This is a genomic window from Frankia sp. CgJB1 (assembly GCF_977947065.1).
The window spans coordinates 1-16,094 of sequence record NZ_CDWTNB010000090.1; the positions used below are offsets into that span (position 1 = coordinate 1).

Consider the following 16,094-nt stretch of genomic DNA (forward strand, 5'->3'; position numbering starts at 1 on the left):
GCCTCGCCCTTCAGCTCGCTCAGCTCTGCCGGGGCGGCGAGGTCCCGCACGTCCCACAGCAGAGCCCGGCCGTCGTCGCCACCGGTCAGCAGCTCGGTGCCGTCGGGACTGAACGCGACGGCGCGGACGTTCGCGGTGTGGGCGGTGATCGCGCCGGCCGGCCGGATCGCGCTCACGTCGGAGACGTCCCACAGCCGCACCTGTGATCCGTACCCGCCGGTGGCAAGGACCCGGCTGTCGGGGCGGAAGGCCAGCCCGTGAATCGAGTCGGAGGCGCCGGGTAACGTCGCCGCGAGCACCGGGTGAGTGGGATCGGTGATGGTCCACAGCCGGATCGTCCGGTCGTCGCTCCCGGTGGCGACGAACCGGCCGTCCGGGCTGAACGCCACGGACTTCACCGCCAGCCGGTGGCCCCTGATCGTGCTGAGCGGGGTGCGGCGGGTGGAGTCTGACGCGGACCACAGGGCGACCGTCCAGTCGTCGCTCGCCGTCGCCACCAGCCTGCCGTCCCGGCTGTAGGCGACCGCGCCGATCGGACGGGTCTGCGTGCCGAGGTGACGGGTGGCGAAGCCGTAGTCGCTCGCGAACGTCGACAGCACGGCGCTGCGCGCCTCCGCCGTCGGCGCCAGCCGGTAGGCGACGGCGCCGAGCTGGGCGGCGGCCAGCGGGTCGGACCTGCGCAGCTGATCGGCCTGCCGGCCGATCGCCACCGACAGCGCCCGGTCCCGCTCGCCGGCGATCTGGGCCCGTTGCCGGAAGGCGAACGCCATCGCTCCACCGGCGATCAGGGTCAGCACCGTGAGAGCGGCGACGAGCTGGTGCAGCCGCCTGGTCCGCCGGGCCTCGGCCCGCTGCGCCGCCTGCTCGGCCGCGAGGGAGGCCGCCAGAAAGTCCCGCGCGACCGGGCTCAGTGCCGTCTGCCGCTGCCCGGCCTGCGCCCACTCCCGGACGGTCGCCAGCCGACTGCCGGTGAACAGGTAGGACGGGTCCCGCCCGCCGTCGTCCCAGGTGGCCGCGGCGTCGGTGAGCCGCTGTCGGGTCATTGCCGCGGCGCGATCGACCTCGATCCACTCGCGCAGTCGCGGCCACGAGCGCAGCAGCGCCTCGTGGGAGATCTCGACGGTGTCGGCGTCCACGGTGACGAGTCGGGCGGCGACCAGCGCGTCGAGGACGGCGGAGACGTCCTGGGCCGACGGCGAGTCCTGGGCCTACGGCGACGTGGACAGCAGCTCGGTGCGTGAGACGCGGCGGCGGGTGTCGTCCGTCCCATCCCCGAACTGGATCATCTGTAGCAGGATCTGCCAGGCCGCATCCTGGCCGGCCGCGTCCAGCGTGCCGAAGGTCTCCTCCGCCGTCCGGGCGATGGCCCCCCGTAGACCCCCGGCCCGCAGGTAACCGGCCACCGTCAGGGTGCCGTTCTCGCGTTCCCGCCAGGTGGCGCGCAGCGCGTGCGCGAGCAGGGGCAACGATCCGGGGTCGGCGACGACGCCGTGCTCGTCGGCGCCGAGGTCGTGCAGCATCAGATCGACCAGGCCCGGCTCCACCGTGAGCCCTACCGCCTCGGCCGGCTTCACGATGGCGTCGCGTACCTCCGCCGCGGTCATCGGCCCGACCACGACCTGCCCCGTCTGGAGCGCGTCCACCAGCTCTGGATAGGCCGCGCACCAGCCATAGAAGTCGGCGCGGACGCCGATGACGACGACCGCCGGTGGACGGGTGGCCCCGTCCCCGCGGCACGCGGCGACCAGCGCGCGGATGAACGCGCCGCGCTCCTCCTCGTCCGCGCACAGGGTGAACGTCTCCTCGAACTGGTCAACGACGATCACCACCCGCCGGGTGGGCGGGGTGGTCCCGCCGGCGGCCGGACGCAGGGCAAGCAGATCCGACAGCGCCCCGACGAATCGGGCGGGTTCCGAGACGACGTCGAGCCGTGCCGCTGCGAGCACGGACAGCCCGGCCGCCTGCGCCACCGTGCGGGCCAGCTCGCGGGCCGGGTGATCCGTGGGTGTCATCAGGACCTGCGGCCAACCGCGGGCGCCTGCCACTGCGCCCCGGGCGAGCGCCGGGAGCAGCCCGGCGCCCAGCAGCGACGACTTTCCCGAGCCGGAGGCACCGACGAGCACCAGCGGACCCGCGCCGTCCAGCCGTTCCTCCAGCCGCGACAGCGCCTCGGCCGTCGCTCGCTCCCGCCCGAAGAACCAGCGCTGCGTGCCGGCGCCGAACGAGGCGAGACCGGGATAGGGGCAGGCGGCCTCACCGGTGGTCACCCCGCCGTCCGGTGCGCTGGGAAGCCCCGCCGGCTGTCGCGGGGTGGGAGTCACCACCGGGCCGGGGCCGTCGGTGAGCACGGTGGTCGGCGCCGGCCCCAGGTCGGCGATCGGCGGGGTGTGCGCGGCGTTGCCGGCGAGGATCACCCCATCCGACCAGGCGGCGGCGGAATGCAGCACTGCGTTCCCGGCCGCGGTGAAACGTTGGGCGAGCCGCCGGGTCACCTGCCCGACGCTCAGCTCGACCGGGCCGTCCGGGTCGCCGTTGACGAGGAGCCGGACCAGGTCGGCGGACAGCGGCGGTCCGTCACCCGCCGCCGATCCGGTGTGCGCCGCCTGCCCGGTGTGCACGGCCAGCGGCGAGGTCAGCACGAGCAGCTCCATGCCGTCGCCGGCCGCGGCCGCGTCGGCGCCGCCCCCCGCATCTTCACGAGGACCGGCAACATCCTCGCGAAGACCGGGAACGCGAGGTGGCACCGGCGGGACGGTGGAGTGGGCGGCCGTGGTCCGCACCCACAGACCATCGACGGCGATGAGCCGGGTGGCGGCCCGGCTCGTCGCCATCGTCGCCAGGACTGACGACAACGGTAGGGCCGTGTAGGCCAGGCGATGGGGACGGCTGTCCGACACGGCCGTCGCCAGGTAGATCATCCCGTCGGCGTCGATGAGGACGATGCCGGCGTAGTAGACGAGGAGAGCCTCGGTGGCCTGCTCGACGGCCGCCGCGAGAGCCTCGCCGAGATCGAGCGGGGTCGCCGGGTCGACGACCGTGCGCAGGCTTTCCTCGGCCAGCCCGCAGCGCTCCACGAACACGCCGCCGACCGCCGCCACGGCCCGCGCTACCACGGCGCCGACCTCGCCCGCCCGGTCGGCGCCGGGCCCACCGAGCCCGCCCGTGCCGACGACGAGAACCCGCGCACCGGCGGATCCCAGAACCAACCGCGACGTCCGCGACGTCGATGAACGAGCCACAGCTCTCGCCCCGCCCCCCGCACCCGACACAAGCGGCCAGATGCCCCCGACCAGGTTAGCCAGCTGGCGCACCAACCATAGATCAATCCGACGGCGCCCGGGTGGAATGCCGCGGAACCCGAACATTATCCTCGAGCGTGGCTGAGTCTGACCGTGCCAGTGCGTTGTCGCTGTGCTATAAGCAAGCCCCCCATGTCCGGTCGTTCCGGGCGAGGTCGCATCATCTGCGCGGTGAGCGAGAGCGCGGAGCTGAGCGCAGATGCGGTCGCCACTGAGGGCATCCCACGACGATCATCTTTCTCGGCGGGGTCGACCTCGGCGGGGTCGGCCTCCACGCCTGGCGGCCCGGCGGCGCTGGTGCCGACGCCGACGACCGGCCACCAAACCCGCACCGGGGTCGGCAGGCCGTCCGTCGAGGAGCCGGATCTTTCTTCGGCGGTGAGCGAGGCACGCCGCGGTGACGAGGCGGCCTTCAGGCTGCTCTATCGGACGATCCAGCCGGGTCTGTTGCGGTACCTGCGGGTACTCGTCGGTGACGAGGCCGAGGATGTCGCGTCCGAGACGTGGCTGCAGATAGCCCGGGACCTGCCGTCGTTCCGCGGGGACTTCGACGGGTTTCGCGGCTGGGCAGCCACGATCGCGCGTCATCGCGCGCTCGACCAGCTGCGCCGGCGATCTCGCCGCCCGCGCGGTGACGTACCGGTCGAGACGGTGATGATGGAGATGGCCGCGCCCGATGACACCGCCGGCGAAGCGTTGGAGGCGATGTCCACCGAGGCCGCCATGCGCCTGATCGCGGGCCTGCCGTTGGACCAGGCGGAGGCGGTGCTCCTGCGAGTGGTCATGGGGCTGGACGCGAAGACCGCGGGGCGAGTCCTGGGCAAGCGCGCCGGCGCGGTCCGCACCGCGGCGCACCGAGGGCTGCGCAGGCTCGCCGAACAGCTCGGCGAATGTGGGGTTACCGGGGCTGGTCGACCGGAGGCAGGTGAACCAGGTGAACATGGTCGGGGTGGCGGCGCGCAGCGATGATCATGGGTTCCGGTCAGGTGCAACACGGCCAGGTGTAACACCGGTGAGGGCTTCGACGCTGAAGGACGTGAGATGAGCACACACCGACCCCGTCGGATCGGCCGGGGCGCCGCGGAGCGGATGCTTCGCGGCGGCCCGGTCAATGCGGGGGCCGGTGCGGATCCCCTTGCCGACCTGCTCGCCGCTGTGGCCGCTCCGGCCCGCGATGGCGAGCTCGACGGTGAGGAAGCGGCTGTGGCCGCTTTCCGGGAGGCGCGTCTCGCTCACGTCACCCAGCCGCGGAGAGAGCCCATGTTCAAGTTGTTGCTCGCGAAGTTCCTGACCGCGAAGGTCGCCGCCGTGGCGGTCGCGGCCACGGCCGTCGGAGGCGTCGCCGCCGCCGCTGGCACAGGAGTACTGCCCGTCCCCGGTGTAGGTGGCAGCGCCGCCGTGTCCCCGGTGGCTACGCCCTCCGCCGAGGTGACCGCGCCGCGGGTCTCGGCGCCGAGCGCCGGTGCGTCCGTCTCGGCGTCGCTGCTCGCGCTGTGCCATACCTACACGGCCGACGCCGGCGCGGCTCTCAGTTCCCCGGACCTGAACGCGCTGGTCACGGCCGCTGGCGGCAGTGACCAGGTCGGCGCCTTCTGCGCGAAGGCCCTGCAGGCCGAGGCCGAGGCCGGCGCCGGGGTGGGTGCGGCCGCCGGGCCGGGCGGCACGGGTGTCGGCGCGCAGGTTCCGGGCGCGGGCGTGGGTACGACCGCGGGGCCGGGTGGTGCGGGTCTCGGCGTCAGGGTGGGGCCGAGCGCGGGTGTGGATGCGAACGCCGGGCCGGGCGGCGCCGGTCTCGGCGCTAGCGTGGCGCCGTCGGTTCGTCGCTGACCGGTGGTCCCAGGAGGGGGCCGGCCGGCCTGGAGGGGTCGGGGGTTCAGGCGGCGAGCCCGTGCCGCGCGTCCGTTGCCTGACAGCTGACGACCAGTTCGCCGTCGTGGGCGTCGACGCGCACCGTTCCGCCTTCGGTGACCTCGCCGCGGAGCAGCGCGCGGCCGATGCGGGTTTCGACGTCGTGGGAGATGTAACGGCGCAGCGGCCGGGCGCCGTAGACCGGGTCATATCCCGCCCGGGCGATCAGACGCCGGCCGGCGTCGGTCAGCTCGAGGGTGATCCGCCGCTCGGCCAGGCGTCCGCGCAGGTCAGAGAACTGGAGATCGACGATCCGCTCGAGCTGGGGTAGGCCCAGCGGCCGGAACAGGATGATGTCGTCGATCCGATTGAGGAACTCCGGGCGGAAGTGCCCGCGCAGGTCGGCCATCACCCGGGCCTGCGCGTCGGATCGGATCTGCCCATCGGAGTCGACGCCGTCGAGCAGGTAGGGGGAGCCGATGTTGGAGGTCATGATGATGACGGTGTTGCGGAAGTCAACCCGGTGTCCCTGGGCGTCGGTGACGCGGCCGTCATCGAGGATCTGCAGCAGGACGTTGAACACGTCGGTGTGTGCCTTCTCGATCTCGTCGAAGAGCACCACCGCGTAGGGCTTGCGTCGGACCGCCTCGGTGAGCTGGCCGCCCTCCTCGTAGCCGACGTAGCCGGGGGGAGCGCCGACGAGCCGGCTGACCGTGTGCCGTTCCTGGTACTCGCTCATGTCGAGGCGGGTCATGTTCTCCTCGGTGTCGAACAGGGCGGCGGCCAAGGCCCTGGCCAGCTCGGTCTTGCCGACGCCGGTGGGTCCGAGGAAGATGAACGAGCCGATGGGCCGGCGGGGGTCGCGGATGCCGGAGCGGGCCCGGATGATCGCGTCGGTGACCAGCGTGACGGCCTCATCCTGGCCGACGACCCGCTGGCGCAGGGTGTCGTCGAGGCACAGCAGCTTCTCGCGTTCGGTCTCGCGCAGCCGGGAGACCGGGATGCCGGTCCAGGCCGCGACGATCTCGGCGATCTCCTCGTCGGTGATGACCTCGCGCAGCAGCCGCTGCTCGCCCTGTTTGGCGGCGAGCCGGTCCTCCTCGGCCGCGAGTCGCCGTCTCAGCTCACCCAACCGGCCGTAGCGCAGCTCGGCGGCCCGGTTCAGGTCGTAGGCTCGTTCGGCTTCCTCGGCTTCGCGGCGCACCCGTTCGAGCTCCTCGCGTAGCTGCTGAACCCGCCGGATCGCCTGGCGTTCAGCATCCCACTGAGCGCGCTTGGCGTCGGCCTCGGCGCGCAGGTCGGTGAGCTCCCGGCGCAGCTCGGCCAGCCGGGTCTCGCTGACCGGGTCGGTCTCCTTGGCCAGGGCGGCTTCCTCGATTTCCAGGCGGGTGACCCGCCGGGTGATCTCGTCGAGCTCGGCGGGCATCGAGTCGATCTCGGTGCGTAGCCGGGCGCAGGCCTCGTCGACCAGGTCGATCGCCTTGTCCGGCAGGAATCGGTCGGTGATGTAACGGTTGCTCATCGTGGCAGCGGCGACCAGTGCGCCATCCTGGATCTTTACTCCGTGGTAGATCTCGAAGCGTTCCCGCAGCCCGCGCAGGATCGAGATGGTGTCCTCGACGGTGGGCTCGTCGACCATGACCGGCTGGAAGCGGCGTTCCAGTGCGGTGTCGGACTCCACGCGCTTGCGGTACTCGTCCAGCGTCGTTGCGCCGATCATGTGCAGCTCGCCGCGGGCGAGCATCGGCTTGAGCATGTTGCCGGCGTCCATGGCGCCTTCGGCCGCGCCGGCTCCCATCACGGTGTGTAGCTCGTCAACGAAGAGCAGAATGCGGCCCTGGGCGGCCTTGACCTCGGCCAGCACGGCCTTGAGCCGCTCCTCGAACTCGCCGCGGTACTTGGCGCCCGCGACCAGGGATCCCAGGTCCAACGCGAAGATCGTCTTGTCGCGTAGTCCTTCCGGGACGTCGCGGCGGACGATGCGCTGCGCCAGGCCCTCCACGATCGCGGTCTTGCCGACGCCCGGGTCGCCGAGCAGCACCGGGTTGTTCTTCGTCTTGCGGCTGAGGATCTGGATGACGCGGCGGATCTCGGCGTCGCGGCCGATGACCGGTTCCAGCGTGCCGTCGCGGGCCTGGGCAACCAGGTCGCGGCCGTACTTCTCCAGCGCCTCGTAGGTGGCTTCCGGCGTCGCGGAGGTGACCCGCTGATGGCCGCGTACCTGGGTGAGCGCAGCGAGGAACGACTCCCGGGTGATCCCATGCTCCGCCAGCCGCCTCCCGGCCTCGGTGGCCGACCCCTCCTCAGCCAGCGCGAGGAGAAGGTGTTCCACCGAGACGTAGTCGTCCCTGAGCCGCCCGGCCTCGCGCTCGGCCGCATCCAGCAGCCGGGACAGCCGCTGGGTGAGGAACACCCGCCCGGGGGCGGCGCCCGGCCCGCTGACCTTCGGCCGCCGGGCCAGGTCGGCTTCGACAGCGGCGGCCAGCGCGGCGGAGTCGGCGCCGGTCTGCCCGATCAACCGGGGGATCAGCCCGTCCGGGGCCTGCAGCAGGGCGAGGAGCAGATGCTCGCCGTCGACCTCGGTGTGCCCGAGCGCGGTCGCCCTGGCCTGCGCCGCGGCCAAGGCCTCCTGGGACTTCTGAGTCAGCCGGTTCATGTCCACGGCGGTGTGCTCCTTGCGGCTGTCGGAGATCGAGCGGCCTGGTCACCGCGCAGCGCGGCTTCCAGCAGGTCGATGCGGTCGAGCAGGTCGAGGACGAGACCGATCGCGGCGTAGTTCAGGCACAGGCCGGCCCGCAACCGTTGGATCCTCGCGATCGTCGCCGGTGGTGTCCGGAGCGAACCACAGCGTCCCGGTGGCGTCGCGGGAGGCCTCCAGCAGGCCGAGCGCCACGAACCGGCGGACCAGGTCGGGATGCAGCCCGCCGCGGCTGGCGACCGTCTCCACGGTCAGCTTCCGGGCTGGTGCCAGCGGGTAACGCGGCCGGGTGATCGGCGACGGCGCCGTCCGCTGCTGCGACGGGGATGGGATGGTCATCGCCAGGATCCCTTGCTCGGGTCGGAGTTTCTCGGGTCGAAGGTCGAGGTGGCCGCCAGTTCTCCGAACAGCGCCCGCTCCCGGCCGGTCAGCGTCGGCGGCACTGCCACGCTGACCTCGGCGTAGAGGTCGCCCGGCCGTCCCGACGGATTCGGCAGGCCCTCGCCACGCAGCCGCAGCCGGCGGCCACTCGACGAACCCGCCGGGACGTGGACCTTGACCTCGCCGCCGGGAGTGCTGGTCGAGACCGTCGCGCCCAGCGCCGCCTCCCACGGGGTGACCGGTAGCTTCAGCTGGATATCGCGGCCGCCCACCCGATAGCGGGGGTGCAGTGCGATCCGTACCTGCAGGTAGAGGTCGCCGGGCGGGGCGTCACCGCTGCCACGGCCGCCCTGCCCGGCCAGCCGGATCCGCTGACCGGCCACCACCCCCGCGGGGATGCTGACCTGGTAAGAACGCGGCCCGTCCGAGCCGGTCAGCGTGACCCGGCGGCGACCACCCCGGTACGCCTCCTCGACCGTCAGGCTGAGCTCGGCTTCCTGGTCGGCGCCCGGGATCGGCCCGGCCGCGCCACGGGCCCCGAAAAGGGTTCCGAACAGATCCTCGAATCCGGCTGTGCCGAAACCCGCCCCCCCATCCCAGCCATCCCCGCCGAAGCCGGGTTCCACCCCGACGCCGCGGGCCCGGCCCCGACCACCGGCTGGCCAGCCTCCGTCGACGCCCGCGCCGGCGGCCACCCGCTCCTCGTAGTCCTCGGGGAGGCGCCGGAAGTCCGCGCCGAACCGGTTGTAGCGCGCCCGCGTCTTCGGGTCGGACAGCACGTGGTACGCCTCACCGATCTCCTTGAACCGCTCCTCCGCCTCCGGGCTGCGGTTGACGTCGGGGTGGTAACGGCGGGCGAGGCGGCGGTAGGCCTGCTGCACCTCCTCGCCGCCTGCGTCGCGCCGGAGGCCGAGAACCTCGTAGTAGTCGCGGGCCATCGGCGCTCACTCCTCATCGCCGCCCAAGTGCTGTCCCCGGCCGTGGCCCGGACCTCGACCACCCCGTCCTCGACGTCGAAGATGCTCACGCCAAACGTGCCGCCGCCGAGGCCGAATGTTACGCCATCCGATGGCTTCCCGATCCACCGGCGCCTCAAAACCACCCGCCGGAATCCCACCAAGCCGATCAGGTCGGTCCTCCGGGAGAAGGCACGCATAAGCGGTGAACCACGGTGGCGGGTCGGCACGGGTTGGCACGGGGGGTCGGCATCTGTGCTATGGTCCACTCCGCATCACTTAAAGAGATAGATCAATTACCGATCGTGGTGATGTGGTGAAGGGTTCCTCAGACCTGGCCAGTGGTCTGTTGGAGGCGGCGCCGGACGCGATCGTCGCCGTCCGGGACGATGGGGCCATCGTCCTGGTCAACGCGCAGGCCGAGCGGCTGTTCGGCTACACCCGCGACGAACTGATCGGCCAACCGGTCGAGATCCTCATCCCGGTCGGTGCCCGCGCCGTCCATCCTGATCATCGGGACCGCTACTTTGCCGACCCCCACCCCCGGCCGATGGGTGCCCGCCTCCAGCTCGCTGCCCGCCGCCGCAACGGCAGCGAGTTCCCCGTAGAGATCAGTCTCAGCCCGCTGGAGACCGAGGAGGGAATACTCGTCTCCGCGACGGTCCGGGACGTCACCGACCGCCTCGAAGCCCAGGCCGAGGGGGAACGGTTGCGCGTCGAGGCGCAACGCCGCAACTTCGAGGCCCAGCTCCACCAGTCCCAGCGGTTGGAAAGCCTCGGCCAGCTCGCCGGCGGGGTGGCGCACGACTTCAACAACCTCCTCGGAGTCATCATCAACTACGCCTCGTTCGTCGCCGAGGAGGTCACCCAGGCCGCCGCCACTCAGACCGCGGACGGACGGTGGAACGACGTACTGCGCGACATCGAACAGATCCAACGCGCCGCCGACCGCGGCACCGTCCTCACCCACCAGCTCCTCACCTTCGGCCGCCGCGAAACCGTGCAGCCCCGGGTACTCAGCCTCAACCAGGTCGTCACCGACCTGGAGAACCTGCTGCACCGCACCTTGGGCGAACACATCGAGCTGCACATCCATCTGCAGCCCGAGCTGTGGCCCATCCTGGCTGACCCCGGCCAGATCGAACAGGTCCTGACCAACCTTGCCGTCAACGCCCGCGACGCCATGCCCGACGGCGGCGTGCTGACCATCGACACCGCCAACATCACTATCGATCCGGATTACGCGAGCGAACGCCCGGGCGTGAAAGCCGGCCCGCATGCACGGATCCGCGTCTCCGACAGCGGCACCGGCATGCCCCCGGAGGTCCTTGCCCGGGTCTTCGAACCGTTCTTCACCACGAAACCCAAGGGGGAAGGCTCCGGCCTCGGCCTCGCCACCGTCTACGGGATCATCAGCCAGGCCGGCGGGCACACCGACATCTACTCCGAACCCGGGGTCGGCACCACCATTCGCTGCCTGCTCCCCGCCACCGCCGCCGGTCAGCCGGACGCCGCCGGTCAGCCGGACACCGCGACCGGCACTCCGGCACACGCGGGCGAGACCGTCCTGCTCGTCGAGGACCAGCCCGCCATCCTCGAGGTCACCCGTCGCCTGCTTGCCCGCAACGGCTACCAGGTCCTCACCGCTACCTCCGCCGACGAGGCCATCCCCCTCGCCGCCGACCACCCCGGCCCCGTCCACCTGCTGCTGACCGACGTCATCATGCCGCGCATGCAGGGCAAGGAACTCGCCGGCCGGATCCGCTCCACTCGCCCCGACACCCGGGTGCTCTACATGTCCGGCTACGCCCACCCGGTCCTCACCACCCAGGGGAAACTTGATCCCGGTGTCATCCTGCTCGAAAAGCCCTTCTCCGAACGGGTCCTGCTCGCCAAAGTCCGAGAAGCCCTCGACCCTCCGACCTGACCACGAATCAACCAGGACCCACCTCAACGGCCAGGATATTTCCTTTCTGCCCCGTTGATAAGAAATATCCGTCAGCCGGCGCTTTCGTCGTCGCTCGTCCTGCCGCGCGGCCCTGGTCACGGGTGGTGGTTTCTGCGGTTGACAGTCTCTGCCCGCGTCATAGGCTCAGCCGTGGGACGGATGCCCGACCGGGGTAGAGTGATGATAATGCATCAGCAGGAAGCGCAGCAGGTGGAGCGCGTGCTGCGGCAAAACTGGCAGCAGATCCGATACCAGATCCTTGACCAGTTCGCCGAGGTAAACGCGTCGGACCTGGACGCAGCCTCGAGCGTCGACGACCTTGTTCAGCGCATCGCCGACAGGTCGCACTACAGCGACAGGTACGTGGAAAGCAGGATACGCGAGCTGGTGGGTGTTGCGGCGGGCGCAGGCGCCGGTCCAGCAGCGCAACCCACCGCAGCGGCGCAGGCTGCAGCCGAGCAGGCCCCAGCGCCAGCCGCGGCCGAGCAGCCGGCCGCCGGGGGCCAGGCTGAGCAGCCCACGGCGGAGCAGGCCGGGCAGCGGTTCGGCGGGCAGCAGCCGTTCACCGCGGGCCAGGCGGAACAGCCCACGGCGGAGCAGGCCGGGCAGCGGTTCGGCGGGCAGCAGCCGTTCACCGCGGCGTAGCCGCCGAGGCGGACCGGAGGGTGGGGTGCCGTCCAACGACGGAAAGCACCCCACCTGTCGGACGTCTGCGGTAGGCGTCTGCGGTAGACGGAGTACTCGAAGGCGCCTTCGAGTGGCTGGAGGTGCTTTCCTGCCCGGGATCCGCCGCCCGTCATTCCTCAGTGCCCGACGGCGGCAGTGCCCGACGGCGGCAGTGCCCGACGGCGGCAGACTCCGTATCGGTGGATCGGCATCGGCCAGCTGGATGGGCCTGGGCTTTCTGGCCTCGGGCATCGTGTTCACGGCGATCATCGCGGTGCCCGCGGCTGCCTGGTGGCGGTTCGGGTTGAATGAGGTCGTCGCCCCAGATCATCAACCCCAGTCGCACGGTTCCGGGGGTGTGGCCATGACCGCGGCGGGCATGGCAAGCTTGCTCGTTGTGGCAACAGGGTGCGAGATGGACAGGGGAACGGCCCGGTTGGGCCGAGCCGTGGTGTTCGCCTCGTCCTCGGTGTGTCTGGCCTGGGCAGCGCACGTCTCTGGCGGGGCGCCGCGGCCAGCCGCTGGGATCATGCTGGTTGCGGTCCTCCTCCTCACCCGGGTGGCGTTCGGGTTCGCGGACCGCGAGCGAGGAGTCGCTGCGCTGCTCGCGGGTCTGGGGGTGACGCAGATCGCCCTCCATGTCACCTTCGTACTTGCGCATCCGCACACCCACCTGGCCAGCGGTCCGAGCCTGGATGTTCCGATGACGGCGGCCCACGGCATTGCCGTGGGCTGTGTGGGATTGATGCTTCGTCACTCCGAGCGGGCTGTGTGGTGTGCGGCCGGACTGAAGCCGCGCACCGTTGTGGCTCTGTTGCTGTATCCGGTGACCGTTGCCGTCGTTCCGCCTGTCCCACCCACCGTGAAGATCAACTTTCGGAAGCGGGCGCCGAGACCGCACGCTCGCCCCCTTGGCCGTGGCGCACGGCGTCGGGGACCACCCGCTTCCCCTTCTCCGGGGTTGACGTCACGGCGAGCGTTGACGTCACGGCGAGCCTGGTAGACGAGTTCCCCTGGCGGGCTCATCTGCCCGACGAGCGACCCCGGCGCGAGCAAGGCAAGGCATCTTCAGGTGGTCCCACGCGCCGTGGGACGTTCGAAGGGATCTTATGTACCGCAACGTTCGGCGTGCCGGCATGCTTGCCGGCACTGCCGCGGCAGCGATGTTCCTCCTGGCCGGACCGGCGTCCGCCCATGTCACGGTGCAGCCGCCGACGGCTGCCGCGGGCAGCTACGCCACCTTGTCGTTCAAGGTCCCCACGGAGAAGGACACCGCGTCCACGACCGGGTTGGACGTCCAGCTTCCCACCGACACCCCGATCGTGTCCGTGTCGGTCCAGCCCAAGGCGGGGTGGACACACAAGATCACCAAGGCGGCTCCGCCGAAGCCGCTCATGACGGACGACGGAGAGGTCAAGGAGGTCGTCACCAGGATTGCCTGGACGGCGCAGGGGGATGGCGGGATCAAGCCCGGGGAGTTCGACACCTTCACCGTCTCCGCCGGGCCGCTGCCCGAAAACACCGACCACATTGTGTTCAAGGCGTTGCAGATCTACTCCGATGGTTCGGTCGTGCGGTGGGTCGATGTCGTCGCCCCCGGCGCCCAGGAGCCTGAGAAGCCGGCGCCGGTCCTCACGCTGACAGCATCCTCCCCGGGGTCCGGTGGGCATGGCGCGGCCACGGTGCGGTCGGACGAAGCCGCATCGGCCTCCGACGATTCCGACGGGACGGCGCGTGGCCTGGGGATCGCCGGTCTCGTCCTTGGCGCACTCGGGTTGCTTGCCGGTGGATTCGCGCTGATCTCTTTGCGGCGGCGCGCCTAACCGTCGTGCGCCGCATCCTGGTGGTGGCCGTGACGTTCCTGGTCATGGCCACCACCTCCATCGGTCTCGGCCTCGGGGTCCCGTCGGCGTCGGCGCATGCCCTTTTGACGGGTAGCGACCCCGTGGACGGCGCGGCACTCGACGTCGCACCCGCACGGGTAACCCTTGACTACAGCGAGTCGGTGCGGGTCTCGCGCGATTCGATCCGGGTGCTCGATTCCGCGGGTAGGCGGGTCGATGATGGTCGTGCCGGATCTGGTCCCAAGGCCTCGCAGGCGACGGTCGCGCTCCGGCCGGGGCTGCCGAACGGCACGTACGTGGCGAGCTGGCGTGTCATCTCGGCGGATAGCCATCCTGTTTCCGGTGCGCTCGCCTTCGGTGTGGGCGGGCCGCCGGAGGCCGCCGCCGCGGCGGCCTCCGGCACATCGGGCTCCTCGACGGTGGGCGTCGTCTTTGCCGTGGCGAGATTTCTCGGATACGCCGCGACGGCCCTGTTACTGGGCGTCTGTTTCTTTCTGATAGTGCTCTGGCCGACAGGTCTTCGTGCGGCCGGCCCCGGCCGGCTGTTGATGGCAGCGTGGGGATTATCCGTTTTTGCGGCCTTCGCGCAGCTGCTGCTGCAGGGCCCCTACGCTGCCGGGCTCGGCCTCGGGGGACTCGGGCAGTGGTCGGTTCTGTCGACCACCCTGGCGGATCGGTTCGGCCACCTGCTGCTGATCCGTCTGCTCGCTCTTGCTTTGATGGTGCCTCTCGTGCGGCGGCTGTTGCGAACCGGGTCGGTGGATCTGCGGGGAAACGGGGAGCTCGCCGGTCTCGGTGTCGTGGTGGCCGTGACGCTTACCATGATCGGTCATGCCAGTGCCGGCGACCTGGCTTGGCTGGCTACCACCAGCACGACGGTGCATGTGATCGCCATGTCGGTGTGGATCGGTGGTCTGGTGATGATTGCCGGTTTCCTGGTGCGCCGCGCATCGGCCACCGAGCTGGCGGAGGTCCTTCCCCGGTGGTCGAAGATCGCGGTTGTGGCCGTTGCCGCCGTGATGGTCAGCGGGGTCTTCCAGGGCTGGCGTGAGGTCGGCCCGCCACGGGCCCTGATTGATACCAGCTATGGTCGACTGCTGGTGTACAAGGTGTGGCTGGTCCTTGGAATGATCGCTCTCGGCGCTCTGGCGCGGCAGTGGGTCCGCCGGCAGTACAGAACGAACAGAGATCAGCCGGCCGGCCGGCCGGACCGCTCGCCGGATACCGTTCTGCTTGCCGGGCTGCGGCGGGGTATCATGGCGGAAATCGTGGCCGGGGCTGTCGTGCTGGGGATCACGGTTGGGTTGGTGAACATGGTACCGGGACGTACCAGCTATTCACCGCCGTTCTCCGACACCACCTTCGCGGGTCCGATGACGGTGAAGGTGCGGGTCTCACCGACGCGGGTGGGCGCCCAGACCCTGGACGTCCACGCCACGGGCCCGAGCGGCAAACCGCAGAAACTGGTGGAGGCCAGTGCGGCGTTGTCGTTGCCGGCCGCCGATCTCGGCCCCTTCACTGTTCCGCTGAGCCTGGCCGCGCCGGGCCATGCGCGGAGCGACGGGATCCGGGCGCCGTTGCCCGGTGAATGGCAACTTCGGCTCACGCTCCGAGTGAACGATTTCGACCAGTACGTGACAACCGTGTTCTACCAGGTCCGATGAAGGACTCGTGAACGATGAAGGGCTCGTGAACGCTGGGCGGCGGTAAGCGCTTCCACGATAGCTGATCGGAATGGTTCGATTGGCGTGTGATATCAGGGTTGTAATGATCGGTCAGGCAACCCATGGTAGAGCGGCAAAGGCCTGCGAGGGAAGCTCAGAAGGAATCCATCCATGCCGACCGCCACCGCTGACAAGTCCCATAGCTTCGATGTTTTCCAGCACTACGAGCGCCTCCAGTGGAAGGTTTCCGATCTCGGGCTGGAAAACGTCCGGCGTGACCTCGTTCATCCCGTTTATATCTCGCTTGTCAAGGGCGTTGTCATGGGCGAGGCGACGTCTCTCCCTGGGCTGCACGGTTTTCTCAGCGAGTTCCACGACGACTACGACTGCTCGGCCTTCGTGGCCATCTGGGCCTACCAGGAGCTTCAGCATCACTACGCCTTCCGTGCTTGGCTCAAGGCGGTGGGCGTCCATATCGACCAGGACAAGATCAAGGCTCTGCGTGAGCCGTACGAAGCCGGTATCACGCCGAGTGCGACCCTGACCACGAACGTGATCTCCGAGATCATCGTTAACACGGTCTACCGGGCGATGTCGGAGTGGGTGGAGGAGCCCGTGCTGGCCGACCTGTTTCTCCGCGCGAGCCGCGACGAAGCAGGGCACGCCCGCGAGTTCCTCTTCTACTTGAAGCGTCGCCTGGAACTCCACCCGCACGAGCTGAGGTCAGTCCTGGAAAGGATTCATTTCTACGTTACGAGACCACGGCTCAACCACCCGGTCGGTGTCTACG

The 16,094-nt window shown here is 70.4% G+C and carries 11 protein-coding genes and 2 pseudogenes; 6 read left to right on the top strand and 7 right to left on the bottom strand.

Annotation, left to right across the window (positions count from 1 at the left end):
- Positions 1 to 1,043, bottom strand: a 1,043-nt coding sequence (locus AC08OT_RS11885) for a WD40 repeat domain-containing protein (protein ID WP_476602821.1), incomplete at its 3' end; no start/stop codon positions are given.
- Positions 1,044 to 3,365: pseudogene (locus AC08OT_RS11890) on the bottom strand (ATP-binding protein); the annotation flags it as partial.
- Between the two features lie 105 nt (positions 3,366 to 3,470).
- On the opposite strand from AC08OT_RS11890, the gene AC08OT_RS11895 reads away from it, so the two are divergent.
- Together AC08OT_RS11895 and AC08OT_RS11900 are read left to right on the top strand one after the other, a co-directional pair.
- Positions 3,471 to 4,268: an RNA polymerase sigma factor gene (locus AC08OT_RS11895; RefSeq protein ID WP_476593923.1), complete on the top strand. Its 798-nt coding sequence runs from the start codon at positions 3,471 to 3,473 to the stop codon at positions 4,266 to 4,268.
- Positions 4,269 to 4,340: 72 nt separating this feature from the next.
- Complete coding sequence (locus AC08OT_RS11900) at positions 4,341 to 5,126, top strand: hypothetical protein (protein ID WP_476602819.1); 786 nt, start codon at positions 4,341 to 4,343, stop codon at positions 5,124 to 5,126.
- Between the two features lie 46 nt (positions 5,127 to 5,172).
- Here AC08OT_RS11900 and clpB read toward each other — a convergent pair whose 3' ends face one another.
- From clpB to AC08OT_RS11920, 4 genes and pseudogenes are all read right to left on the bottom strand, one after another.
- On the bottom strand, positions 5,173 to 7,809 hold the full coding sequence (clpB, locus tag AC08OT_RS11905) for an ATP-dependent chaperone ClpB (RefSeq protein WP_476593925.1): 2,637 nt from the start codon (positions 7,807 to 7,809) through the stop codon (positions 5,173 to 5,175).
- Positions 7,800 to 7,946: a hypothetical protein gene (locus AC08OT_RS11910; protein WP_476593926.1), complete on the bottom strand. Its 147-nt coding sequence runs from the start codon at positions 7,944 to 7,946 to the stop codon at positions 7,800 to 7,802. Before AC08OT_RS11910 ends, clpB begins: the two co-directional genes overlap by 10 nt.
- Before the next feature lie 234 nt (positions 7,947 to 8,180).
- Positions 8,181 to 9,164, bottom strand: coding sequence for a DnaJ C-terminal domain-containing protein (locus AC08OT_RS11915; RefSeq protein ID WP_476602820.1), 984 nt, complete (start codon positions 9,162 to 9,164; stop codon positions 8,181 to 8,183).
- A 12-nt stretch (positions 9,165 to 9,176) separates the two neighbouring features.
- Positions 9,177 to 9,286: pseudogene (locus AC08OT_RS11920) on the bottom strand (Hsp70 family protein); the annotation flags it as partial.
- 212 nt (positions 9,287 to 9,498) lie between these two features.
- Here AC08OT_RS11920 and AC08OT_RS11925 point away from each other — a divergent pair.
- Entirely contained in the window at positions 9,499 to 11,109 is a 1,611-nt protein-coding gene (locus tag AC08OT_RS11925; protein WP_476594196.1) for a PAS domain S-box protein, read from the top strand.
- A gap of 165 nt (positions 11,110 to 11,274) precedes the next feature.
- Here the strand turns inward: AC08OT_RS11925 and AC08OT_RS11930 are convergent, their stop codons facing one another.
- Complete coding sequence (locus tag AC08OT_RS11930; RefSeq protein ID WP_476596255.1) at positions 11,275 to 11,829, bottom strand: hypothetical protein; 555 nt, start codon at positions 11,827 to 11,829, stop codon at positions 11,275 to 11,277.
- A 1,076-nt stretch (positions 11,830 to 12,905) separates the two neighbouring features.
- On the opposite strand from AC08OT_RS11930, the gene AC08OT_RS11935 reads away from it, so the two are divergent.
- The 3 genes from AC08OT_RS11935 to AC08OT_RS11945 form a co-directional block, all read left to right on the top strand.
- Positions 12,906 to 13,619, top strand: a complete 714-nt coding sequence (locus AC08OT_RS11935; protein ID WP_476594198.1) for a YcnI family copper-binding membrane protein — start codon at positions 12,906 to 12,908, stop codon at positions 13,617 to 13,619.
- A gap of 5 nt (positions 13,620 to 13,624) precedes the next feature.
- Complete coding sequence (locus tag AC08OT_RS11940; RefSeq protein ID WP_476597500.1) at positions 13,625 to 15,304, top strand: copper resistance CopC/CopD family protein; 1,680 nt, start codon at positions 13,625 to 13,627, stop codon at positions 15,302 to 15,304.
- A 171-nt stretch (positions 15,305 to 15,475) separates the two neighbouring features.
- On the top strand, positions 15,476 to 16,094 hold a 619-nt coding region (locus AC08OT_RS11945), incomplete at its 3' end, for a ferritin-like domain-containing protein (protein ID WP_476594200.1).

What these genes read in the sequence shown, in the direction of transcription:
- AC08OT_RS11900 (WP_476602819.1), top strand. Translation starts at nt 4,341, where the DNA reads ATGAGCACACACCGACCCCGTCGGATCGGCCGGGGCGCCGCGGAGCGG.
- AC08OT_RS11915 (WP_476602820.1), bottom strand. Translation starts at nt 9,164, where the DNA reads ATGGCCCGCGACTACTACGAGGTTCTCGGCCTCCGGCGCGACGCAGGC.
- AC08OT_RS11935 (WP_476594198.1), top strand. Translation starts at nt 12,906, where the DNA reads ATGTACCGCAACGTTCGGCGTGCCGGCATGCTTGCCGGCACTGCCGCG.